The sequence below is a fragment of the Pseudomonas sp. H1_G08 genome, assembly GCF_054681355.1.
Window position 1 is genome coordinate 2,867,982 of record NZ_CP162822.1, and the last position, 22,386, is coordinate 2,890,367.

Sequence of the window (22,386 nt, forward strand, 5' to 3'; positions counted from 1 at the left end):
AAAAAAAACCCGCCGAAGCGGGTTTTTCCCAAGACCATTATCGACTCCCTGTCGGCAGCGATCCTTGCGATGGTCGATCGTCCATGATCCTGAAACACTCCCTGTGTCTCAGTTGATGTGTGTAGATTACCCAGTGGATCCAATCAGCAATAGTCGTAAAAGCTACCAATGCGTGTAAGACATTCGCCATACAAACACTGCCGAAAACCCTTAGACCTGTCAGGCACCGCCGCTTTCACGAGCCCTGGCGCTTTCGGCGAGAAACTGTTCAAGCCTGCTCAACTGCTCCTCCCAGCCGCGACTGTCCATGTAATACGCCTCTTTCTGACGGATATCAGGGATGTGCGCGAAGCCGGACTCCGAGACCTTGAGTAGAGTGCCGTCCTCGAAGTCCTGCAATTCGAACTTGACCAGCGTGGTCGGCTCTTGCGAGTAGTCGATCTTCGGGTTGACCGCATACGGGTGCCAGCGGAAAGAAAACAACTGCTGCGGCTCGACCCGCTCGATCAGCACATTCCACAATACGTGTTCATAACCGGGGTACGTGACCTGGCCCTGCGTCCACTCACCGGCAATGAAGCGCCGGCCCTCAAGTGCCACGCCAAACCACTGACCGAACGCCTCTGCATCGACCAATGCGCGCCAGACATGGGAACGCGACGCCTTGAGCGTGATCTTGCGTTCGAAACTGTTAGGTACTGGTTTCATACGTCACCTCCTGTTCTGAACACTAGGCTTGTATGACCACATGTCCAATGCGAAGTTGTATCCAGGCGCTGCAGGCATCGATCCGAGCAGACACATCCTGCGGTAGTTTCCGCTCTGTGATCGGCGCCGCTTGACCTGTTATCTTTCCAGCGAATCCGCAGAAACAAGGACGAATCATGCAGCCCTCTCTTGCCGATCGGTATCGCGGCGCCCTCCTCGGCCTGGCTTGCGGCGATGCGGTCGGCACAACAGTTGAGTTCCAGCCGCGAGGATCATTCCAGCCGCTGAGCGACATGGTCGGCGGTGGCCCGTTCCAGCTCAAGCCAGGGCAATGGACCGATGACACCTCAATGGCACTCTGCCTGGCCGAGAGCATGCTGCGCAAAAACGGTTTCGACGCGGCTGATCAGATGGGCCGCTATCTCAATTGGTGGAAATGGGGATATCTGAGCTCCACCGGTGAATGTTTCGACATCGGCATGACCGTGAGCCAGGCGCTGGAACAGTTTCAGCGAACCGGGAAGCCTTTCGCGGGGTCGACTGATCCATTGACTGCTGGCAACGGGTCGCTGATGCGATTGGCTCCTGTCGTACTGTTTTATTTTCCCGACGCTAGACAGATCCAGATCCACGCTGCCGACAGTTCGCGCACAACCCATGCGGCGCCGGAGGCAATCGAGTGCTGCCAATTGCTGGCTGATCTGATCGCACGAGCGCTTGAGGGAGCCGACAAAACGCAACTGCGCCAATCGCTACTTGCAGAGTATTCGCAACCCAAGGTGGTTGCGATCGCGCGGGGTGAGTATCTCGGCAAAAAAGAAAACGAAATCAAGGGCAGCGGCTATAGCGTGCAATCATTGGAAGCCGCTTTGTGGTGCTTCCATCACACGCAAACGTACGCTGACGCGATACTGAAAGCAGCCAATCTCGGCGATGATGCGGATACCACAGCTGCTATCGTGGGTCAGTTGGCCGGTACTTACTACGGCGCTCGGGCAATTCCCGAGCACTGGCTGGAGCGGCTGCATGACGGCGAGGAAATTACGGCCACTGCGGATCGCTTGCTTGAGGCCTCCCGGCTACGTACATAACACTCGATACACTCTTTCCACTCGATACAGCGAGAACCTTATGTCAGTGCGTCTGCTTCTGGCCTCTGCGCCCTTTTTGTTTGCCCCTTTCGCCCATGCCGCCGTTGATTGCGCCAACGCCAGCGATCAGGCGACGATGAATCAATGCGCGGGGCAAGCCTTCAAAGCGGCAGACAAGGAACTGAATACGCTCTATCAGCAGATCACCGGACGCCTGAAGGACAACCCGGACGGAAAGAAGCTGCTGGTCAACGCGCAGCGGGCGTGGGTCAGCTTTCGGGATGCCGAGTGCAAGTTTTCGGCTTCTGGGGTGGCAGGCGGGAGTGTGTATCCATTGGTTTACAGTAGTTGTCTTACAGACGTAACCAAGGCCAGAGTAGAAACCCTCAAGCAGTATTTGAAATGTGAGGAAGGTGATATGAGCTGCCCGGTACCCGGTGCGTAATCACAGGCGCCGCTTACGGAGCCTGTGCTGTGAACCGTTACGCCTCAGACGTGAGGATCGCCCGGCGCTTTGCTCGGCGCAGCGTATTGAGGTTTAAGGTGACCATCCTGATCGAGTAACCAGGCGTCCATGATCTGCCGCACTACTGGACCGGCAACACGACCACCCGCCTCGCCGTTCTCGATCATTACCGAGATGGCGATCTTCGGATGCTCGGCCGGTGCGAATCCTACAAACAGGGCGTTGTCACGGTGGCGCTCCAGGGTTTTCTCACGGTTGTAGCGCTCCCCTTGCTTGATCGCTACCACTTGCGCCGTGCCACTCTTGCCGGCGATGCGGTATTGCGCACCCGCAGCGGCCGCACGGGCAATACCTCGAGCATCGTGCATGACCATCTGCATACCGTGGTTGACCTGCTCCCAATCCCGCGGATCTTTAAGCAGGATATTTGGCATTGGATGCTCATCAACCGGAGCTACACCGTCGACCGACTTGGCCAAATGCGGCCGATTCCATATCCCCTTATTGGCGATCAGGGCAGTGGCCTGGGCCAATTGCAGCGGTGTGACCTGCATGTATCCCTGGCCGATGCCGAGAATAACCGTCTCGCCGGGATACCAGGCCTGTCGCCGTGTAGCGCGTTTCCACGCCTGCGACGGCATCAGACCGGGGGACTCTTCAAACATGTCCAGCGAGACTTTTTCACCAAGGCCGAACATCGCCATGTAGTCGTGCAGACGATCGATGCCAAGCTTGTGCGCCAAGTCGTAGAAGTAGGTGTCGTTGGAACGCATGATCGCCGCGTCCATGTCCACCCAGCCATCACCGCTGTGGTTCCAGTTGCGATACTTGTGATCGAAGTCCGGTAGTTGGTAATAGCCGGGATCGAATACGCGGGTCTGCGGAGTTACGACGCCTGCGTCCAGCCCTGCGATGGCGACTTCCGGCTTGATCGTCGAGCCCGGGGCGTACAGACCACGCAACACGCGGTTGAACAATGGCCGATCAATGGAATCCCGCAGCGCTGAATATTCCTTCGAACTGATCCCGGTGACGAACAGATTCGGATCGAAACTCGGATTGCTGACCATCGCCAGCACTTCTCCGGTGGACGGGTCGAGAGCTACCACTGAACCACGACGGTCGCCCAAAGCGGCTTCGGCAGCTTCCTGCAGCTTTACATCGAGGCTCAGGACGATGTTTTTGCCTGGCACCGGATCGGTGTGCTTGAGTACCCGTAGCACGCGGCCTTGAGCATTGGTCTCGACTTCTTCGTAACCGACATGGCCGTGTAACTGCGCCTCATAGAAACGCTCGATACCGGTTTTACCAATGGACTGCGTACCTCGGTATTCCACGGAGTCGAGGGTTTTAGCTTCCTTTTCATTGATCCGACCGACATAACCGATCGAATGAGCGAAATGTGCGCCGAGAGGATAGTGCCGGACAAACTGCGGTTCGACATCAATCCCCGGCAGGCGAAATTCGTTCACCGCCAGGACGGCGATCTGCTCTTCCGTCAGCTCATAAAACAGTGTGACCGGTGTGAATGGATGCCGGGATTGCTTCATCGCCTTGTCGAATACCGTACGGTCTTCAGCAGGCAAGTGCAGCAAGTTGATGACTTCGTCCAATTCTTGATTGACGTCGGTTGCACGCTCACGGGTGATGGTCAGGTTGTAGCTGGGACGGTTGTCGGCGAGTAATACGCCGTTGCGGTCGTAGATCAATCCCCGCGTCGGCGGTATCGGCAGGACATGGACACGGTTGTTTTCGGAGATGGTCGAGTGGTAATCGAATTCCACGACCTGGAGAATGTACAGCCGCACCACCAAAGCGCAGCTGATGGCGAACACGAACAGAGCACAGGCAATCAAGCGTTTGTTGACCAGCCTCGTCTCTTTTTCATGGTCCTTGATCGGGATTGGTTCAGGCATTTCTACAGCAACTCTTAGACGTAAATGAGTGCCGATCCGTGGGCAGGACATCAGTCCGTTAAAAAACGAGCTGCACCATACCAAAACTCGCCATCCACTTCAGGATGAATTTCCCCGGTGGCAGGCTAAAAACTTTCTCGCAGGCAAAACAAAACCCCAACTGCTTTCGCAATTGGGGTTTCGGAATTTAATCTTGACGATGACCTACTCTCACATGGGGAAACCCCACACTACCATCGGCGATGCATCGTTTCACTGCTGAGTTCGGGATGGGATCAGGTGGTTCCAACGCTCTATGGTCGTCAAGAAATTCGGGTACTGACTCGGGACCAGATGGCCTCGCTTCAGCAAATTGGGTATGTGACAGCTAGGTGTTTGTGAGTTTCGAACTTTCGGTTCGTTTCGTCTTCACACACCGCAATCTGGCGCCTTTTCAGGTCAGCAAATTGCTTGGGTGTTATATGGTCAAGCCTCACGGGCAATTAGTATTGGTTAGCTCAACGCCTCACAGCGCTTACACACCCAACCTATCAACGTCGTAGTCTTCGACGGCCCTTCAGGGAACTCAAGGTTCCAGTGAGATCTCATCTTGAGGCAAGTTTCCCGCTTAGATGCTTTCAGCGGTTATCTTTCCCGAACATAGCTACCCGGCAATGCCACTGGCGTGACAACCGGAACACCAGAGGTTCGTCCACTCCGGTCCTCTCGTACTAGGAGCAGCCCCTCTCAAATCTCAAACGTCCACGGCAGATAGGGACCGAACTGTCTCACGACGTTCTAAACCCAGCTCGCGTACCACTTTAAATGGCGAACAGCCATACCCTTGGGACCGGCTTCAGCCCCAGGATGTGATGAGCCGACATCGAGGTGCCAAACACCGCCGTCGATATGAACTCTTGGGCGGTATCAGCCTGTTATCCCCGGAGTACCTTTTATCCGTTGAGCGATGGCCCTTCCATACAGAACCACCGGATCACTAAGACCTACTTTCGTACCTGCTCGACGTGTCTGTCTCGCAGTCAAGCGCGCTTTTGCCTTTATACTCTACGACCGATTTCCGACCGGTCTGAGCGCACCTTCGTACTCCTCCGTTACTCTTTAGGAGGAGACCGCCCCAGTCAAACTACCCACCATACACTGTCCTCGATCCGGATAACGGACCTGAGTTAGAACCTCAAAGTTGCCAGGGTGGTATTTCAAGGATGGCTCCACGCGAACTGGCGTCCACGCTTCAAAGCCTCCCACCTATCCTACACAAGCAAATTCAAAGTCCAGTGCAAAGCTATAGTAAAGGTTCACGGGGTCTTTCCGTCTAGCCGCGGATACACTGCATCTTCACAGCGATTTCAATTTCACTGAGTCTCGGGTGGAGACAGCGCCGCCATCGTTACGCCATTCGTGCAGGTCGGAACTTACCCGACAAGGAATTTCGCTACCTTAGGACCGTTATAGTTACGGCCGCCGTTTACCGGGGCTTCGATCAAGAGCTTCGCGTTAGCTAACCCCATCAATTAACCTTCCGGCACCGGGCAGGCGTCACACCCTATACGTCCACTTTCGTGTTTGCAGAGTGCTGTGTTTTTAATAAACAGTCGCAGCGGCCTGGTATCTTCGACCGGCATGAGCTTACGGAGCAAGTCCTTCACCCTCACCGGCGCACCTTCTCCCGAAGTTACGGTGCCATTTTGCCTAGTTCCTTCACCCGAGTTCTCTCAAGCGCCTTGGTATTCTCTACCCAACCACCTGTGTCGGTTTGGGGTACGGTTCCTGGTTACCTGAAGCTTAGAAGCTTTTCTTGGAAGCATGGCATCAACCACTTCGTCACCCAAAGGGTAACTCGTCATCAGCTCTCGGCCTTAAGATCCCGGATTTACCTAAGATCTCAGCCTACCACCTTAAACTTGGACAACCAACGCCAAGCTGGCCTAGCCTTCTCCGTCCCTCCATCGCAATAACCAGAAGTACAGGAATATTAACCTGTTTTCCATCGACTACGCTTTTCAGCCTCGCCTTAGGGACCGACTAACCCTGCGTCGATTAACGTTGCGCAGGAAACCTTGGTCTTTCGGCGTGGGTGTTTTTCACACCCATTGTCGTTACTCATGTCAGCATTCGCACTTCTGATACCTCCAGCAAGCTTCTCAACTCACCTTCACAGGCTTACAGAACGCTCCTCTACCGCATCATCCTAAGATGATACCCGTAGCTTCGGTGTATGGTTTGAGCCCCGTTACATCTTCCGCGCAGGCCGACTCGACTAGTGAGCTATTACGCTTTCTTTAAAGGGTGGCTGCTTCTAAGCCAACCTCCTAGCTGTCTAAGCCTTCCCACATCGTTTCCCACTTAACCATAACTTTGGGACCTTAGCTGACGGTCTGGGTTGTTTCCCTTTTCACGACGGACGTTAGCACCCGCCGTGTGTCTCCCATGCTCGGCACTTGTAGGTATTCGGAGTTTGCATCGGTTTGGTAAGTCGGGATGACCCCCTAGCCGAAACAGTGCTCTACCCCCTACAGTGATACATGAGGCGCTACCTAAATAGCTTTCGAGGAGAACCAGCTATCTCCGAGCTTGATTAGCCTTTCACTCCGATCCACAGGTCATCCGCTAACTTTTCAACGGTAGTCGGTTCGGTCCTCCAGTCAGTGTTACCTAACCTTCAACCTGCCCATGGATAGATCGCCCGGTTTCGGGTCTATTCCCAGCGACTAGACGCCCTATTAAGACTCGCTTTCGCTACGCCTCCCCTATTCGGTTAAGCTCGCCACTGAAAATAAGTCGCTGACCCATTATACAAAAGGTACGCAGTCACAGAACAAAGTCTGCTCCCACTGCTTGTACGCATACGGTTTCAGGATCTATTTCACTCCCCTCTCCGGGGTTCTTTTCGCCTTTCCCTCACGGTACTAGTTCACTATCGGTCAGTCAGTAGTATTTAGCCTTGGAGGATGGTCCCCCCATATTCAGACAAAGTTTCTCGTGCTCCGTCCTACTCGATTTCATGACTAAGAGATTTTCGCGTACAGGGCTATCACCCACTATGGCCGCACTTTCCAGAGCGTTCCGCTAATCTCAAAGCCACTTAAGGGCTAGTCCCCGTTCGCTCGCCACTACTAAGGGAATCTCGGTTGATTTCTTTTCCTCAGGGTACTTAGATGTTTCAGTTCCCCTGGTTCGCCTCTTGCACCTATGTATTCAGTACAAGATAACCATCTTATGATGGCTGGGTTCCCCCATTCAGAGATCTCCGGATCAAAGTCTGTTTGCCGACTCCCCGAAGCTTTTCGCAGGCTACCACGTCTTTCATCGCCTCTGACTGCCAAGGCATCCACCGTATGCGCTTCTTCACTTGACCATATAACCCCAAGCAATCTGGTTATACTGTGAAGACGACATTCGCCGAAAATTCGAATTTCTCAATTAAGAGAACTCACAAATTTTACCTTAGCCTGATCCGTTACCAGTGAAAGTAACGTTCAGTCTATCTTTCTATCACATACCCAAATTTTTAAAGAACGATCTAATCAAAAGACTAGAAATCAATATTCAGCTCGAATATTCATTTCTAAACTCTCAAACTTCGAAGCAGTTTATGGTGGAGCCAAGCGGGATCGAACCGCTGACCTCCTGCGTGCAAGGCAGGCGCTCTCCCAGCTGAGCTATGGCCCCATAACAAAATTGGTGGGTCTGGGCAGATTCGAACTGCCGACCTCACCCTTATCAGGGGTGCGCTCTAACCAACTGAGCTACAGACCCAATTTCGAGCTTGTAACTGTTAGCTCAGAGCTATCAGCTTGGAGCTTAAAGCTGCTTCTATCGTCTTCTTCAATGAATCAAGCAATTCGTGTGGGAGCTCATGCAGCAGCTGATGTCGTCGATTAAGGAGGTGATCCAGCCGCAGGTTCCCCTACGGCTACCTTGTTACGACTTCACCCCAGTCATGAATCACACCGTGGTAACCGTCCTCCCGAAGGTTAGACTAGCTACTTCTGGTGCAACCCACTCCCATGGTGTGACGGGCGGTGTGTACAAGGCCCGGGAACGTATTCACCGCGACATTCTGATTCGCGATTACTAGCGATTCCGACTTCACGCAGTCGAGTTGCAGACTGCGATCCGGACTACGATCGGTTTTATGGGATTAGCTCCACCTCGCGGCTTGGCAACCCTTTGTACCGACCATTGTAGCACGTGTGTAGCCCAGGCCGTAAGGGCCATGATGACTTGACGTCATCCCCACCTTCCTCCGGTTTGTCACCGGCAGTCTCCTTAGAGTGCCCACCATTACGTGCTGGTAACTAAGGACAAGGGTTGCGCTCGTTACGGGACTTAACCCAACATCTCACGACACGAGCTGACGACAGCCATGCAGCACCTGTCTCAATGTTCCCGAAGGCACCAATCCATCTCTGGAAAGTTCATTGGATGTCAAGGCCTGGTAAGGTTCTTCGCGTTGCTTCGAATTAAACCACATGCTCCACCGCTTGTGCGGGCCCCCGTCAATTCATTTGAGTTTTAACCTTGCGGCCGTACTCCCCAGGCGGTCAACTTAATGCGTTAGCTGCGCCACTAAGAGCTCAAGGCTCCCAACGGCTAGTTGACATCGTTTACGGCGTGGACTACCAGGGTATCTAATCCTGTTTGCTCCCCACGCTTTCGCACCTCAGTGTCAGTATCAGTCCAGGTGGTCGCCTTCGCCACTGGTGTTCCTTCCTATATCTACGCATTTCACCGCTACACAGGAAATTCCACCACCCTCTACCATACTCTAGCTTGCCAGTTTTGGATGCAGTTCCCAGGTTGAGCCCGGGGATTTCACATCCAACTTAACAAACCACCTACGCGCGCTTTACGCCCAGTAATTCCGATTAACGCTTGCACCCTCTGTATTACCGCGGCTGCTGGCACAGAGTTAGCCGGTGCTTATTCTGTCGGTAACGTCAAAATTGCAGAGTATTAATCTACAACCCTTCCTCCCAACTTAAAGTGCTTTACAATCCGAAGACCTTCTTCACACACGCGGCATGGCTGGATCAGGCTTTCGCCCATTGTCCAATATTCCCCACTGCTGCCTCCCGTAGGAGTCTGGACCGTGTCTCAGTTCCAGTGTGACTGATCATCCTCTCAGACCAGTTACGGATCGTCGCCTTGGTGAGCCATTACCTCACCAACTAGCTAATCCGACCTAGGCTCATCTGATAGCGCAAGGCCCGAAGGTCCCCTGCTTTCTCCCGTAGGACGTATGCGGTATTAGCGTTCCTTTCGAAACGTTGTCCCCCACTACCAGGCAGATTCCTAGGCATTACTCACCCGTCCGCCGCTGAATCCAGGAGCAAGCTCCTCTCATCCGCTCGACTTGCATGTGTTAGGCCTGCCGCCAGCGTTCAATCTGAGCCATGATCAAACTCTTCAGTTCAAACATCTTTGGGTTTTTAAGAAACCCTAAACTTGGCTCAGCAATCGTTGGTTACATCTTTGATTTCTCGCGGAGTAACTTGTGATGCTGATAATCTTGTTGACTATCAGTCTGACTGCACAAGCACCCACACGAATTGCTTGATTCAGTTGTTAAAGAGCGGTTGGTTAAGATCTTTCGTCTCAACCGAGGCGCGCATTCTACAGCAGCCTCATTTGCTGTCAAGTGATTATTTTCAGAAGTTTTCGAAGAATTCTTCAACAACTTCAACCACTTGCGCTTCCGATCTCTCGTTAGCGGGAGGCGAATTCTACAGCGTTAATCGCTGCTGTCAACACCTCTTTTTCTCCGCTTTCGACCGAGAAGATCGAACCGTTAAAAGAGCTACACATCACTGCTCTTTCAACTCCTTCCAGACTTCGATGATTTGAAGCAAGCCGCCGTCGAAAACTGCGTAACTCTTTGAATCTCAAGGAGTTTTCCGTTTCGACTGCGCCGGAAGTGGGGCGAATTATAGACCTCTGGAATCTGCCGTCAACCGTTAATTTCGCTTTTCTTTCAAATCAGCAAAAACGCTTTCTATATATAGACGCGACCCCATCCAATGCGCAGTATATTGCCCACTACCACAACAATACTGTGTTTTTGCCTTGGATGCTGCCGCGCAATGAATGATCAACCTCGCTCCCTTGCTTCCACATTGTTTCCGGTTTGCCTGCTCATGATAGCCATGGCGTCCATCCAGTCGGGCGCTTCTCTGGCCAAAAGCATGTTCCCCATTATCGGCGCACAAGGAACAACCACGCTGCGCCTGATCTTTGCCAGCGTGATCATGCTGCTGTTGCTCCGCCCATGGCGCGCAAAGTTGACCGCCAAATCCCTTCGTACCGTCATCGTCTATGGGATGGCACTGGGAGGAATGAACTTCCTCTTTTATATGTCGCTGCGCACAGTGCCGCTGGGCATCGCCGTTGCGCTGGAATTCACCGGCCCTCTGGCTGTAGCTATATATGCGTCTCGCCGAGCCATCGATTTTGTATGGATTGCGCTTGCTGCGGCCGGCTTGCTTCTATTGATACCTACCGGGGCAACCACTGTCGGCATTGATCTGGTCGGAGCGGGCTATGCGCTGGGCGCCGGGGTCTGCTGGGCGCTGTACATTTTGTTCGGGCAAAAGGCCGGCGCCGATAACGGGGTGACGACGGCAGCCCTCGGCGTAATGATCGCCGCGCTGTTCGTGGCACCGATCGGAATCGTTCATGCCGGCGCTGCGCTGCTTACACCATCACTGATTCCGATCGCTATCGGCGTCGCCATTCTGTCCACCGCCCTGCCCTACACCCTGGAGATGGTCGCGCTGACGCGTATGCCCGCGCGCACCTTCGGCACGCTCATGAGTATCGAGCCGGCCTTCGGCGCGCTGTCAGGTCTGCTTTTTCTCCAGGAATACCTTTCATTGTCACAATGGCTGGCCATCCTGTGCATTATTCTGGCTTCAGTGGGCGCAACCATGACCATGGGTAGCGGAGCAAAGCCTGCTGTCGCGGCTGACTGAAGCGTAGCGAAAGTGGCTCTGGTAATTGGCGCTCATTTAGGCCATGTTTAGCTGCGTAACCCATCGCCAGGCATGGATTTTTTCGCAAAGGACGGCACCACGCTGCAAACGCGAGCGAATACAGGCAGACCCGAGCACCAGACTCGCGGCCGCTATTAAGGATGGTAATGAAACGAATTTTGCTAATGATCGCCCTACTGGCGATCGCGAGTTGCGCGGCGACTTCGGAAACCCAGGTCAAACGCGGCAAGAAGGGACTGCACATCAACTGTTCCGGTCTTTCATCCTCATGGGACAAGTGCTACAGCAGCGCAGCCAACTCCTGCGCCCCCAAGGGTTACAAGGTGATCGCCAAATCCGGGGATGCCGTCGAGGAACCTGGCGATTATCCGTTCGGCCTGAACCCCGCCGGTTATACCAGCCGCAGCATGATCGTCATCTGCAGATAACTACTCGGCTCGTGGCAAAGCGAGCTGACGAGTGATTTGCTCATGACTCGAGCGCAACACCGTACGCTGCACGTCCGGTGTTGCCAGCATTCGCGCGACCACCAACGCACCCACACATTGCGACAGCACCGACCAGGCCAGACTCTCGCTTTCCAGGATCTCAGCCCAGCCCTGCTGAAGACGGCAGATCCACTGTTCAGCCTGCTCACGCACCTGCATATCGGCACGGGCAACCTCTGCGCCCAATGTCGGCAGCGCGCAACCGGACTCTGGTTGCTCGACGTGGGCCATGCTCAGGTACTGCTTCAGACAACGCTCCAGCCGCTGCCTATCTGCACCGCCCTGGCCACCAAGGCGCTCAAGACTTTCACTCAACTCTCGCTCGACGATGGCAGCGAACAACGCATCCTTGGATGAAAAGTGGCTGTAGAACGCCGCGCCACTCAAGCCGATGGCTTTCATCAAGCCATCCACGCCCACCGTGGAAAACCCCGATTTCTTTGCCGACAGCGCGCTGCTTTGCAGCAATCGTTCGCGGGTTTCCGATTTGTGCCCGGGTGAATAACGCATGTCCTCTCCTGAAAATAGATCGCCTTGACGCTGCCCAAATCCTAGCATAACGTTCGTTAACTAAACGATCGTTAACCCAAAGGGATTCACCCATGAATAACAAGAAGGTCGTGTTGGTTGTCGGTGCCGGTGATGCCACCGGCGGGTCGATTGCCAAGCGCTTTGCCAGTGAGGGGTTTATAGCCTGTGTGACCCGGCGCAGCGCCGACAAATTGCAGCCTCTGGTTGACGCAATCATCGCTGAGGGCGGTGAGGCCCATGGTTTTGCCTGCGATGCGCGCAAGGAAGAAGACGTCATCGCCTTGATCGAAGACATCGAAACCCGCGTCGGCCTGATCGAGGCCTTTGTCTTCAACATCGGCGCCAACGTGCCCTGCAGCATTCTCGAAGAAACCGCGCGCAAATATTTCAAGATCTGGGAGATGGCCTGCTTCTCCGGTTTTCTCAATGCCCGTGAAGTGGCCAAGCGGATGGTCACTCGGCAGCGCGGCACGATTCTGTTCACTGGTGCCACGGCCGGGCTGCGCGGTGCTTCTGGATTTGCCGCTTTCGCTGGAGCCAAACATGGCATCCGCGCACTGGCGCAAAGCATGGCGAGAGAGTTGGGGCCGATGAACATTCATGTCGCCCACGTCGTGGTTGATGGTGCGATCGACACCGACTTCATCCGCAACAGCTTTCCCGAGAAATACGCGACCAAGGATCAGGACGGCATTCTCGATCCAGAGCACATCGCTGAAAACTATTGGTATCTGCACAGTCAGCCACGGGATGCCTGGACTTTTGAGCTGGACCTTCGGCCCTGGAACGAACGCTGGTAAGCCCTCCTCCCTCATTACAACAATAAGAGCGCAATTTGATCATGACGAAATCCGTGGAATTCTATTTCGACCTCGGCAGCCCCACCACCTATCTGGCGCACACCCAGCTAGCGAAAATCTGCGCCGATACCCATAGCGAACTGATCTACATCCCGATGCTGTTGGGTGGCGTGTTCAAAGCCACCGGCAACGCTTCGCCGGCAATGATTCCGGCCAAGGGCCGCTACATGTTTCAGGACCTCGATCGCTTCGCCAAACGCTACGGCGTACAGCTCAGATTCAATCCGCACTTTCCAATCAACACGCTGATATTGATGCGTGCCGTTACTGGCATGCAGATGCGCCAGCCGCAGCGTTTCGCCGAATTCGTCGATTGCCTGTTCAGGGCGCTTTGGGTAGAAGGTCGTAACCTCAACGATCCGCAAACCATTGCTGCCGTGCTGACTGAAAACGGCTTCGACCCCCAAGAGATAATCGCGCTGACCAACGACGAATCAGTAAAAGCCGCACTCAAGGAAAACACCGAAGCCGCCATCAAACGCGGCGTTTTCGGTGCCCCCAGCATGTTTATCGGCGATCAGTTGTTCTTCGGTCAGGATCGACTCGACTTCGTGGAAGAGGCATTGCGCCAGGACTGAAGCCAAGCCCCAAGGCATCGCGAGCGGTGCCTTGGGTAAATCGATCAAATGGCCACAGTGCGCTCGTTCAACCAGCTCAACGCCGCGCCATCCAGCAATGGACTCAGTCGCTCACGCACTTCGCGGTGGTAGTCGTTCAGCCACTGCTTTTCTTCGTGGGTCAGCAGGTCAGCAATCAGGCAGCGGGTATCGATCGGGCACAGCGTCAGGGTTTCAAACTTGAGGAAGTCGCCGAATTCGCTGCTGCCGGCCTCACGGTTCATCGCCAGGTTTTCGATGCGCACGCCCCAGCGGCCCGGGCGATAAGTGCCGGGTTCGATCGAGGTGATCATCCCCGGCTGCATCGCCGTCTGCGGTGCCGGTGCCGCTTGATAAGCAATTACCTGCGGACCTTCGTGAACGTTGAGGAAATAGCCCACGCCATGACCGGTGCCGTGACCGTAGTCGACGTTGTCAGCCCAGATCGGCGCACGAGCGATGGCGTCGAGCAGCGGCGACAGAATGCCTTTCGGGAAACGTGCCCGCGACAAGGCAATCACGCCTTTCAGCACGCGCGTGCAATCCTGCTTCTGCTCTTGCGTCGGCGTGCCCACCGGGACCATCCGCGTGATGTCAGTGGTACCGCCGAGGTATTGGCCACCGGAATCGATGAGCAACAGACCATCGCCCTCGATCACCGCATGCTCTTCTTCGGTAGCGTGATAGTGCGGCATCGCACCATTGGCGTTGAACGCGGCAATCGTGTTGAAGCTCAGCGAAACGTAATCGGGACGACGTTCACGGGCAGCGGTAAGTTTCTCGTCGATGATCAGTTCGGTGATGCGCTCGCGCCCCCACGCCGATTCCAGCCAGGCAAAGAATTCGCACAACGCTGCGCCATCCTGCTCCATCGCTTTACGGATGTGTTGAGCGTCGGCTTCGCTTTTCTGCGATTTGGCCAACGTAGTCGGGTTGAGGCCCTCGACCAGTTTCACGCCACTGTCGAGGTTATCCAGCAACCCCGTGGTCACTCGCGCCGGATCGACCAGCAGGCTCGCGCCACCCGGCACAGACCGCAACGCATCGGCCACTTCGCTGTAATCACGTAGCGTTACGCCATCCTGTTCGAGCACGGCACGCAGATCGGCATCGACCTTGCTCAGCGCCACAAACAGCGTGGCCTGTTGCTGATTGATCAAGGCGAACGAAACAAACACCGGATTGAACGAGACATCACCGCCGCGCAGGTTGAACAGCCAGGCGATGTCATCCAGGGTGGCGATGAAGTGCCAGTCGGCACCACGTTCTTGCAAGGTTTCGCGCAATTTCGCCAGCTTCTCGCCACGACTGATAGTCGCTTGCGGCGGCAGATGCTGATAGATCGGCGCGTTCGGCAGGCTCGGGCGATCACGCCAGACTTCCTGTAACAGGTCGATATCGGTGCGCAGGCGAGCGCCGCGTGCCTCAAGCTTGCTGCTCAGTGTGCGCGCCGAAGCCACCGCCATTACCGCGCCGTCCACCGCAACCACGCTGCCCTCGGGGGTTTGCTCCGCCAGCCAGTCCAGCGGGCTCGGCTGCCCCGGTTGCAGTTTGACCAGTTCGATGCCGCTGCCGTTGAGCTCTTTCGTCGCCTGTTCCCAGTAACGACTGTCGGCCCACACACCGGCGAAATCCGCAGTGACGATCAGCGTACCGACCGAGCCGTGGAAACCCGACAACCACTGCCGGCCTTGCCAGTAACCCGGCAGGTATTCCGAAAGATGCGGGTCGGCGGACGGCACCAGCAGCGCGTGGATGCCTTCGCGGCGCATCAGTTCACGGGTATGCGCCAGGCGCTGAGGCACCGATCCTTCGGTCAAGGTGTGGGAACTCATCATGTCTCCTGCTAATCGCGTCATCGTTATTGTTCGTAGCCTTCGCGGCCATGGAAAGCGTCTGCTGTTTAGAGCCCTGTCGCCCAGAATGCCGGAGCACTGGCGCAGGCGGTTGTGATCAGGTCAACGGCCTTGTCGACATCCTCGACTTTGGTAAACCGCCCGAGACTCAAGCGAATGGTGCGCCCCGCAAGCCGCGCATCGTGTCCGAGCGCGAGCAGCACGTGGGACGGTGCGTTGCTCGCGGAATTACACGCCGACGTCGCGGAAAACGCGATCGAATGGCTCAATGCGGCGCTGTTGAACTCGCCCTCGCTGAAGGTCAGGCTCAGGGTGTGCGGAATACGTTGCGAGGCACTGCCGTTGAGGCGCACGCCGGGCAACTTCAAAAGCTGTTCGAGCAAGCGTTCGCGCAAAGCGATGATGGATTTTTTCTCTTCATCGAATGCGTCGGCGGCCAAAGCGAAAGCAGCGCCCATCCCGGCAATCTGATGAGTCGCCAGGGTTCCGGAGCGCAGGCCACCTTCATGACCGCCGCCGTGGATCTGTGCCTGCAAGCGTTGCTGCGCCTGCGGGGCGACATACAAGGCGCCGATGCCCTTGGGGCCGTAGAGTTTGTGTGCGGAAAAGGACATCAGATCCACCGGCCAGCGGCTCAGATCGATCGCGACTTTGCCCGCGCCTTGCGCCACATCAACATGAAACAACGCCTGTCGACTGCGCACCACTTCGCCAATCGCCTCGACATCGTTGACCGTGCCCAACTCGTTGTTGACCAGCATCAGCGAGACCAGAAAGGTGTCGTCACGCATCGCTTCGCTGACCGCTTGCGGCGTGATCAAGCCTTGGGCGTCCGGCACCAGATAGGTCACGGCAATGCCCGAATCCTGCAATTGCCGGGCGGTGTCGAGAATGGCCTTGTGTTCGATCTGACTGGTAATGATGTGCCCGCCGCAAACGCCACGGGCCTGAGCGACGCCTTTGAGGGCGAGGTTGTTGGATTCGGTGGCCCCGGAGGTCCAGACAATCTGCTCAGGCTGCGCGCCGACCAGATCGGCAACTTGCCGACGTGCCTGCTCGACCGTCTGCCGGGCCTGTTGGCCGAAAGCGTGGGAGCTGGACGCCGGGTTACCAAAGTTACCGTGAAAACCCAGACACTCGATCATCACCTGGATGACCCGCTCGTCCACCGGGGTGGTGGCGGCGTAATCGAAATACAACGGACGTGTGTTCATAAAGGACTCGCAGAGCGTGTTCCGGGATCAGGAGGCTCGTGTCTGCAAACGACAATGCACAGCCTCGTGGGCTGTGCATGGGTTCGAGAGCGTCATCAATACCTGATCGGATGCCGTTAAAGAAGTAGGGCTTCATTTAAAAGTGCGTAGGAACGCTCCTGAAACCGAGCTTAACAGGCATCGGGCCGGCGATTGAAGCAATGCGTCAGTGAAAGCTTTCCAGAAGTAACGGATACAGCGAGATCACCAACAGCGCTGCCATGCCCCAATTGAACACGCGCAACCAGCGCGGATCTTTCAGCACATTGCGCAACAGCGTGCCGCACGCCGCCCACAGGCCGACACTGGGCAGATTGATGATGGCGAACACCGCCGCGATGATCACGACGTTATAGAAATAACCCTGCATCGGCGTGTACGTGCTGATGGCACCGATTGCCATGATCCACGCTTTGGGATTGACCCACTGGAACGCTGCGGCGCCCAGATAGCTGATCGGTTTCGCCTCGCCGTGGGCACTGTCGCCGACCGGGCCGGAGTGGGCGATTTTCCACGCCAGATACAACAAATACGCCGCGCCGACATAACGCAGCACCGTATACAGAATCGGGTAGGCCTGAAACACCGCGCCAAGGCCGAAGCCTACCGCTACCACCAACAGGAAGAAGCCGCAGCTGATGCCGAGCATGTGTGGAATGGTGCGGTTGAAACCGAAATTCACTCCGGACGCCAGCAACATGGTGTTGTTCGGCCCCGGTGTGATCGAGGTGACAAGCGCAAACAGGGCAAAGGCCAACAGCAGATCAAGCGAGAGGTTCATCGAGGCAGTCCATCCAGGGTCATTCAGCTGTTGACCCTATCCCACACGGCCCGGCAAACCCACGGACAGTTAGGGAAAACTTCAAGCAGTACAGTTTGCTGTCAGCTTGGACGGCCGTGCAGCTGTATGGCACGTTCGGCGCTCATCTCACCCTGCTGATCGAAGCCGAAAGTCTTCTGCGGCTGGCCGAGCAATTGGGCTTTTTTGGCGTGGTATTCGTCGAACGACAAGCCGCTGCGGTTCAGGGCCTCCAGCGCCAGCTCGCGGGATTCTTCAGCGGTGTAAGGACGCAGCTCTGGCGAAACATGGCCAGCACAACCGGCGAGTACGGAAACAGCGAGCATCAGCGAAACAGTCAGTAAACGGTTCATGGGAGCGTCCTGGCGAGCAATGTGGGGTCGATGGAGAAAGGCTACGCCCGGGCACGCTCGCGCAGAAATCAACGCTCTCAATAGTGGCTATCAGGTTGGCACTAATACTGGCTGACCGGCAGACGGCAGTGCAGCGCGTCGTCGTGGCTGCGGGCAATGCTGCTGTGCACTTGGAACGAGTTGAAGGTCACGGTTTTCGCCCGATGCGTACGGATCAACTGCCAGAAATCCTCTTCGCCGCGTTCGAAACCGCGAAATGCCGCATCGCCCGCTTCGCGACTTTGCCACTGCAAAAAGCTCAACACGCGGCGGCCGTCGTCGCTGGCTTGCACGCTGGCGCTGAGAAATCCGTCGTAACGCAGAGCCAGACCCTCGGTCTGCGTGGCCAGAGCCGAGACCAGCGCCGCTTGCTGACGGGGTTCGATTTCGAATTCGATCAATTGGGTAAAGCTGCGATTGCTCATGGAAAGCCCCCACTCATGTTGAAGCGAGCCTTGCGACCCGAAGAGCTGCAGGGTAAAACCTCTAGTTAAGTCAAGGTCAAGAGCATTTTCAGCATGATCAGCAAAGACCAGGTGCACAAGCCTCTCACCGTGGGTGAGGTTGCGGCGCGCAGTGGCGTCGCGGTCACGGCGCTGCACTTTTATGAAGCCAAAGGTTTGATCAAGAGTGAACGCAATGCCGGCAACCAGCGCCGCTATCCGCGCGCCGTCCTGCGCCGGGTGGCGTTGATCAAAGTCGCGCAACGGCTGGGAATACCGCTGGCGGAAATCGGCGAAGCGCTGAAGATCCTGCCGCAGGATCGCGCGCCATCGGCGGCGGACTGGAAAATGCTGTCTGAACAATGGCAGCGCGAGCTCGACGAACGAATCAGGCAATTGACGCTGATGCGCGATCAGCTCACCGGGTGCATCGGCTGCGGCTGTCTGTCCATGGAAGCGTGTCCGTTACGCAATAAAGGCGACATGCTCGGTGACCGAGGCCCAGGCCCGCACTTTCGCGATGAATGATGATTGCTGCTCGTCGGCGGAAAATCTGTGCAGTAAGGACGGTTCTATAGTGATTGCTCCGGGTAAGTCCGGTGTAACCACATCTGTTGAAAACAAAAACAGGGAGAACGTCATGAGCGTCAAACCCATTCCCGAGGGGTATCACAGCATTACCCCGTATCTCGGCATCCAACAGGCTGCCGAGGCCATCGAGTTCTACAAGAAAGCCTTCAATGCCAGCGAAGTCATGCGCCTGACCATGCCCGACGGCAATATCGGCCACGCCGAACTGCGCATCGGCGACAGCGCGATCATGCTTGGCACCCCTTGTGATCAGGGGCCGTTGAGCAATCCGCAGCAGGCGGTGTCGATCGGCTTGCACCTGTATGTCACCGATGTCGACCAGTCCTTTCAACAAGCGCTGGATGCCGGGGCGCAAAGCGTCTCCGAGGTCAAAGACCAGTTTTATGGTGATCGCAGCGGCACGCTCAGAGATCCGTTCGGCCATCTGTGGTTTCTCGCCACGCACAAAGAGGATCTGAGCGAAGAGCAGATTCGCCAGCGGGCGATGGAGATGTTTAACCAAGGTTGAGGGTTTTTTACCTCGGATCAACCGGCAGAAATACACTGCCGATGTAATTGCGAAACATTTACTTTCATATCCGCTTTCGGGATTTTCTTCGCTCATCCGTCTTATAGGAATGCAGGCCGTTCGCGTAGGCAAAAGCCACGAACGGTCTCCCGGGGGAGTTCCGTGCTGCGAAGCCCGTAGCCCGGCCCCTTCCACCGCAATCAAGACGCGCAATCATGTCGAAGAAATCCCGTTCCAAACTGTGGTTCCTGGTGCATAGCTGGCTGGCGTTGCCGATCTGGTTCTTTGTGCTGATCGTCTGTGTCACCGGCACGCTGGCGGTGGTCAGCCAGGAGATTGTCTGGCTGGCCAACCCGCAAATGCGCGCCAGTCAGCCGTCGGACGACGCGCCGCGACTGAGCTACGACCAGATCCTCGCCGCGATCAAACAGGCCGAGCCGCAAACCCTGGTGCAGAGCATCAATCGTCCGGACGAGTCGCACTTTGCCCTCGACGTCGAAGTCAGCTACCCCGACGGGCGCTCGTTGACGGTCTATGTCAATCCGTACACCGGAGTCATTCAGGGCACCGCGCCGGCCTTCGATTTCAAGGCGTTCACCCGCGCCCTGCACGGCTGGTGGCTGGTGCCGTTCACCAACGGCTACAGCTGGGGCTGGTATCTGGTGTCATTGCTCGGCGTGCCGATGCTGGTGTCGCTGATTACCGGGCTGGTGGTCTACAAGCGCTTCTGGAAAGGTTTTTTGCGCCCGACCCTGCGTGTACGCCATGGTGCGCGGATCTTCTGGGGCGACTTCCATCGCCTGTGCGGCATCTGGTCGATCTGGTTCATCGCGGTGATTTCCATCACCGGCATCTGGTTCCTGATCAAAGCGATCCTGTTCGATAACCAGATTTCCATTTCCAGCGAGCCGATCATCCCGGCGATGTCCCGCGAAAGTGTGCCGATCTCGGCAGCCGGCACCCCGCCGCCGCGCATCAGCCTGGATCGCGCAATAGAAATCGCCCAGCAGAAGATTCCGGGGCTGGAGGCCAGTTACGTCAACCTGCCGGGCAATGCCTACTCGCACATGAGCGTCAGCGGCCGTGGCTGGTATCCGCTGATGTATCAGACCGCGACTCTCAACCCGTACAACGGCGAAATGGCTTCCTCACGCTTGCTGTCCGATCGGTCCTCGCTGGAATTCGTCACCGAATCCATGCGCCCGCTGCACACCGGTGACTTCGGTGGAATCTGGATCAAGTTGATCTGGTTCTTCTTCGGTCTGTTGCTGAGCATGATGATCCTCAGCGGCCTGCTGATCTGGACCAAGCGCACCGCGTTGGCCACCGCCAATGCGCTGAAACGCGAGGACAAGAAAAACCGCGTCACCGCCCAACCGGCGCTGCGCCGTGAACCTTCGGAGGCCAGCCTGTGAACAAAGCCATCTCGATCACACCGCCGTCGCGCCTGTCGCGTTTCTGGCACAAGTGGCGCTTCCATATCAACGTTCTGCTGTTGCTGATCCCGCTGGGCTTCATGCCGAAATACTTTGCCGATGCTTCGCTGTTTCGCGGCGACAGCGGCCTGGGCCAGCGTGAAATAGGCACCGTTCAGGTTGGCCCGTGGAGCCTGCGTCTGGCCGAGTTACGCGAAGAGGCGCCGCACCTGAGCGGCCCGGCCGGCTACATGAAGGATTTCACTGCCGCCGTCTGCGACAGCTGTGTCGAACAGGTCAAGGCCACTTACCTGCGCATCGGCAAGCCGCGCAGCCTGCGTGCCGCCGGCACGATCTTCTTCGGTACCCCTTACCGCATGGGCACGCAGATGCCGATCCCGGCAAAGACCAAACCTGACGCCGAGCTGTGGATCACCATGGAAGGCTGGGACGGCAGCATGCACCAAGCCGCGATTCCCCTGAGCCAAGCCTCCCCCGCCACGGTTGCGTGGCTGAACAAACAAGGAGCCAAACCATGACTCGCTCACCCCTTCATACCCGTTTGATCGCCAGCGCCGCGCTGCTGCTGAGCGCCGGTTTCAGCGCCAGCGCCCTGGCGCACAACCCGATGTGCGAATGCAAAGCCATCGATGCCGAACAGATCAAATGCACCGGCGGTTTCTCCGACGGCAGCGGCGCGCCGGGGGTGACCCTCGATGTGATCGGCTATGACGAAACCATTCTGGTGCCGGGCAAATTGGGTGATGACTCGACGCTGACGTTCAAGAAGCCCGGCAGCGAGTTCTATGTGCTGTTCGACGCCGGACCAGGCCACGTGGTGGAAATCGACCAGGCGGATATCGAAGCCCCATGAGTAGCCCGACGACGCAAGTGGTACGTCCGGCCGGTGCCGGTCATGAAACCCTCAATGTGCTGCTGTTGTGCCTGCTGATCCTCGCGGTCGCCGGCTCGGTGGTGGCGTGGCGCGGGGTTTCCCATGAACCGGAGCCGGTCGCCAGCAACCAGTACGACGCCCGCCGCGATCTCAGCGCCGCTGAGCAAGGCATCTATGCCGACCTGCGCGTGACCCTCGACGAAATCCGTCTACTGCGCGAAGAGCAACAAGCCCTGCCGACGCCACAGGTGCTGGCCGAAGAAGGTTTCGCGCCGTTCGCGCAGGATGCCAGTTCGGTCAGCCGTGGCGGTCACGCATGGCAGATGTTCGCCGATCGTGCCTATTTCGGTCGGAGTGCGACGCCTGATGTCGCCGGTTCGTTTTTGATGCGTGTCGGCACTGACGCCAACGCGGCGCCGGACATCTGGCTGAACCGCAGCGCCGACCTCGCGCCTGCGGAGGATCTGTCCGACGCGGCGCTGTCCGCCGCTGGCTGGAAACAGATCGTCGCGCAATTCGATGCCGGGGTTACCCGCGAACATCGCCATTGATTCCTCGCCTTTATCCGAGAGAAGACTGCTTGCCC

20 protein-coding genes, 2 tRNA genes and 3 rRNA genes are annotated in these 22,386 nt (G+C 56.7%); 12 read left to right on the forward strand and 13 right to left on the reverse strand.

The annotated features are described in order from the left end of the window. Positions 1–219 precede the first annotated feature (219 nt). The gene (locus tag AB4N85_RS12980; RefSeq protein WP_016775506.1) at positions 220–708 is read right to left on the reverse strand and encodes an SRPBCC family protein; all 489 of its coding nucleotides are present in this window, start codon (positions 706–708) and stop codon (positions 220–222) included. Between the two features lie 176 nt (positions 709–884). Between AB4N85_RS12980 and AB4N85_RS12985 the strand changes: the two genes are divergently transcribed. Together AB4N85_RS12985 and AB4N85_RS12990 are read left to right on the forward strand one after the other, a co-directional pair. Beyond that, positions 885–1,799 (forward strand): ADP-ribosylglycohydrolase family protein, encoded by a 915-nt coding sequence (locus tag AB4N85_RS12985; protein ID WP_252868016.1) that lies wholly within the window; start codon positions 885–887, stop codon positions 1,797–1,799. A gap of 40 nt (positions 1,800–1,839) precedes the next feature. Then, entirely contained in the window at positions 1,840–2,244 is a 405-nt protein-coding gene (locus AB4N85_RS12990) for a lysozyme inhibitor LprI family protein (protein WP_056791550.1), read from the forward strand. 44 nt (positions 2,245–2,288) lie between these two features. On the opposite strand, the gene mrdA is transcribed toward AB4N85_RS12990, so the two are convergent. The 6 genes from mrdA to AB4N85_RS13020 all read right to left on the reverse strand — a co-directional run bounded on the left by mrdA (position 2,289) and on the right by AB4N85_RS13020 (position 9,597). After that, a complete protein-coding gene (gene mrdA / locus AB4N85_RS12995; RefSeq protein WP_056791554.1) occupies positions 2,289–4,181 on the reverse strand; it encodes a penicillin-binding protein 2 in 1,893 nt (630 codons plus the stop codon). Positions 4,182–4,372: 191 nt separating this feature from the next. Further along, positions 4,373–4,488 (reverse strand): 5S ribosomal RNA (rrf, locus tag AB4N85_RS13000). Positions 4,489–4,642: 154 nt separating this feature from the next. Beyond that, a 23S ribosomal RNA gene (locus AB4N85_RS13005) occupies positions 4,643–7,536 on the reverse strand. 238 nt (positions 7,537–7,774) lie between these two features. Then, a tRNA-Ala gene (locus tag AB4N85_RS13010) sits at positions 7,775–7,850 on the reverse strand. Positions 7,851–7,860: 10 nt separating this feature from the next. Beyond that, positions 7,861–7,937 (reverse strand) — tRNA-Ile (locus tag AB4N85_RS13015). Between the two features lie 123 nt (positions 7,938–8,060). Continuing rightward, positions 8,061–9,597: ribosomal RNA gene (locus AB4N85_RS13020) — 16S ribosomal RNA — on the reverse strand. Together the 16S, 23S and 5S rRNA genes with 2 tRNA genes alongside form the textbook arrangement of a ribosomal RNA operon. Positions 9,598–10,264: 667 nt before the next feature. Here AB4N85_RS13020 and rhtA point away from each other — a divergent pair. Next, positions 10,265–11,152, forward strand: a complete 888-nt coding sequence (gene rhtA / locus AB4N85_RS13025) for a threonine/homoserine exporter RhtA (RefSeq protein ID WP_236168541.1) — start codon at positions 10,265–10,267, stop codon at positions 11,150–11,152. A gap of 167 nt (positions 11,153–11,319) precedes the next feature. Continuing rightward, the gene (locus tag AB4N85_RS13030) at positions 11,320–11,601 is read left to right on the forward strand and encodes a hypothetical protein (protein ID WP_236168540.1); all 282 of its coding nucleotides are present in this window, start codon (positions 11,320–11,322) and stop codon (positions 11,599–11,601) included. Here AB4N85_RS13030 and AB4N85_RS13035 read toward each other — a convergent pair whose 3' ends face one another. Continuing rightward, the gene (locus AB4N85_RS13035; RefSeq protein WP_236168539.1) at positions 11,602–12,171 is read right to left on the reverse strand and encodes a TetR/AcrR family transcriptional regulator; all 570 of its coding nucleotides are present in this window, start codon (positions 12,169–12,171) and stop codon (positions 11,602–11,604) included. It abuts the gene before it with no gap. A gap of 92 nt (positions 12,172–12,263) precedes the next feature. On the opposite strand from AB4N85_RS13035, the gene AB4N85_RS13040 reads away from it, so the two are divergent. Continuing rightward, on the forward strand, positions 12,264–12,992 hold the full coding sequence (locus AB4N85_RS13040) for an SDR family oxidoreductase (RefSeq protein ID WP_236168538.1): 729 nt from the start codon (positions 12,264–12,266) through the stop codon (positions 12,990–12,992). 41 nt (positions 12,993–13,033) lie between these two features. After that, the gene (locus AB4N85_RS13045; protein WP_236168537.1) at positions 13,034–13,630 is read left to right on the forward strand and encodes a 2-hydroxychromene-2-carboxylate isomerase; all 597 of its coding nucleotides are present in this window, start codon (positions 13,034–13,036) and stop codon (positions 13,628–13,630) included. 44 nt (positions 13,631–13,674) lie between these two features. On the opposite strand, the gene AB4N85_RS13050 is transcribed toward AB4N85_RS13045, so the two are convergent. The 5 genes from AB4N85_RS13050 to AB4N85_RS13070 form a co-directional block, all read right to left on the reverse strand. Then, a complete protein-coding gene (locus AB4N85_RS13050) occupies positions 13,675–15,483 on the reverse strand; it encodes an aminopeptidase P family protein (RefSeq protein ID WP_236168536.1) in 1,809 nt (602 codons plus the stop codon). Positions 15,484–15,551: 68 nt separating this feature from the next. Next, entirely contained in the window at positions 15,552–16,718 is a 1,167-nt protein-coding gene (locus tag AB4N85_RS13055; protein ID WP_460068283.1) for an aminotransferase class V-fold PLP-dependent enzyme, read from the reverse strand. A 205-nt stretch (positions 16,719–16,923) separates the two neighbouring features. Beyond that, positions 16,924–17,538: a LysE family translocator gene (locus AB4N85_RS13060; protein WP_076563682.1), complete on the reverse strand. Its 615-nt coding sequence runs from the start codon at positions 17,536–17,538 to the stop codon at positions 16,924–16,926. A gap of 101 nt (positions 17,539–17,639) precedes the next feature. After that, the gene (locus tag AB4N85_RS13065) at positions 17,640–17,909 is read right to left on the reverse strand and encodes a hypothetical protein (protein ID WP_016770723.1); all 270 of its coding nucleotides are present in this window, start codon (positions 17,907–17,909) and stop codon (positions 17,640–17,642) included. Positions 17,910–18,010: 101 nt separating this feature from the next. After that, the gene (locus AB4N85_RS13070) at positions 18,011–18,373 is read right to left on the reverse strand and encodes an antibiotic biosynthesis monooxygenase (RefSeq protein WP_236168533.1); all 363 of its coding nucleotides are present in this window, start codon (positions 18,371–18,373) and stop codon (positions 18,011–18,013) included. 93 nt (positions 18,374–18,466) lie between these two features. On the opposite strand from AB4N85_RS13070, the gene soxR reads away from it, so the two are divergent. The 6 genes from soxR to AB4N85_RS13100 all read left to right on the forward strand — a co-directional run bounded on the left by soxR (position 18,467) and on the right by AB4N85_RS13100 (position 22,351). Continuing rightward, positions 18,467–18,919, forward strand: coding sequence for a redox-sensitive transcriptional activator SoxR (gene soxR, locus AB4N85_RS13075; protein ID WP_056788635.1), 453 nt, complete (start codon positions 18,467–18,469; stop codon positions 18,917–18,919). Between the two features lie 112 nt (positions 18,920–19,031). Beyond that, positions 19,032–19,490 (forward strand): VOC family protein, encoded by a 459-nt coding sequence (locus AB4N85_RS13080; RefSeq protein WP_056788589.1) that lies wholly within the window; start codon positions 19,032–19,034, stop codon positions 19,488–19,490. A 215-nt stretch (positions 19,491–19,705) separates the two neighbouring features. Next, positions 19,706–20,905, forward strand: a complete 1,200-nt coding sequence (locus tag AB4N85_RS13085) for a PepSY-associated TM helix domain-containing protein (RefSeq protein ID WP_016770800.1) — start codon at positions 19,706–19,708, stop codon at positions 20,903–20,905. Continuing rightward, positions 20,902–21,444, forward strand: coding sequence for a thiamine pyrophosphate-binding protein (locus tag AB4N85_RS13090; protein ID WP_252868020.1), 543 nt, complete (start codon positions 20,902–20,904; stop codon positions 21,442–21,444). The genes AB4N85_RS13085 and AB4N85_RS13090 overlap by 4 nt, the downstream gene beginning before the upstream one ends. Continuing rightward, positions 21,441–21,779, forward strand: a complete 339-nt coding sequence (locus AB4N85_RS13095) for a hypothetical protein (protein WP_252868021.1) — start codon at positions 21,441–21,443, stop codon at positions 21,777–21,779. The genes AB4N85_RS13090 and AB4N85_RS13095 overlap by 4 nt, the downstream gene beginning before the upstream one ends. After that, positions 21,776–22,351: a DUF6162 family protein gene (locus tag AB4N85_RS13100; protein WP_217851603.1), complete on the forward strand. Its 576-nt coding sequence runs from the start codon at positions 21,776–21,778 to the stop codon at positions 22,349–22,351. The genes AB4N85_RS13095 and AB4N85_RS13100 overlap by 4 nt, the downstream gene beginning before the upstream one ends. The last annotated feature ends 35 nt before the right edge of the window (positions 22,352–22,386 follow it).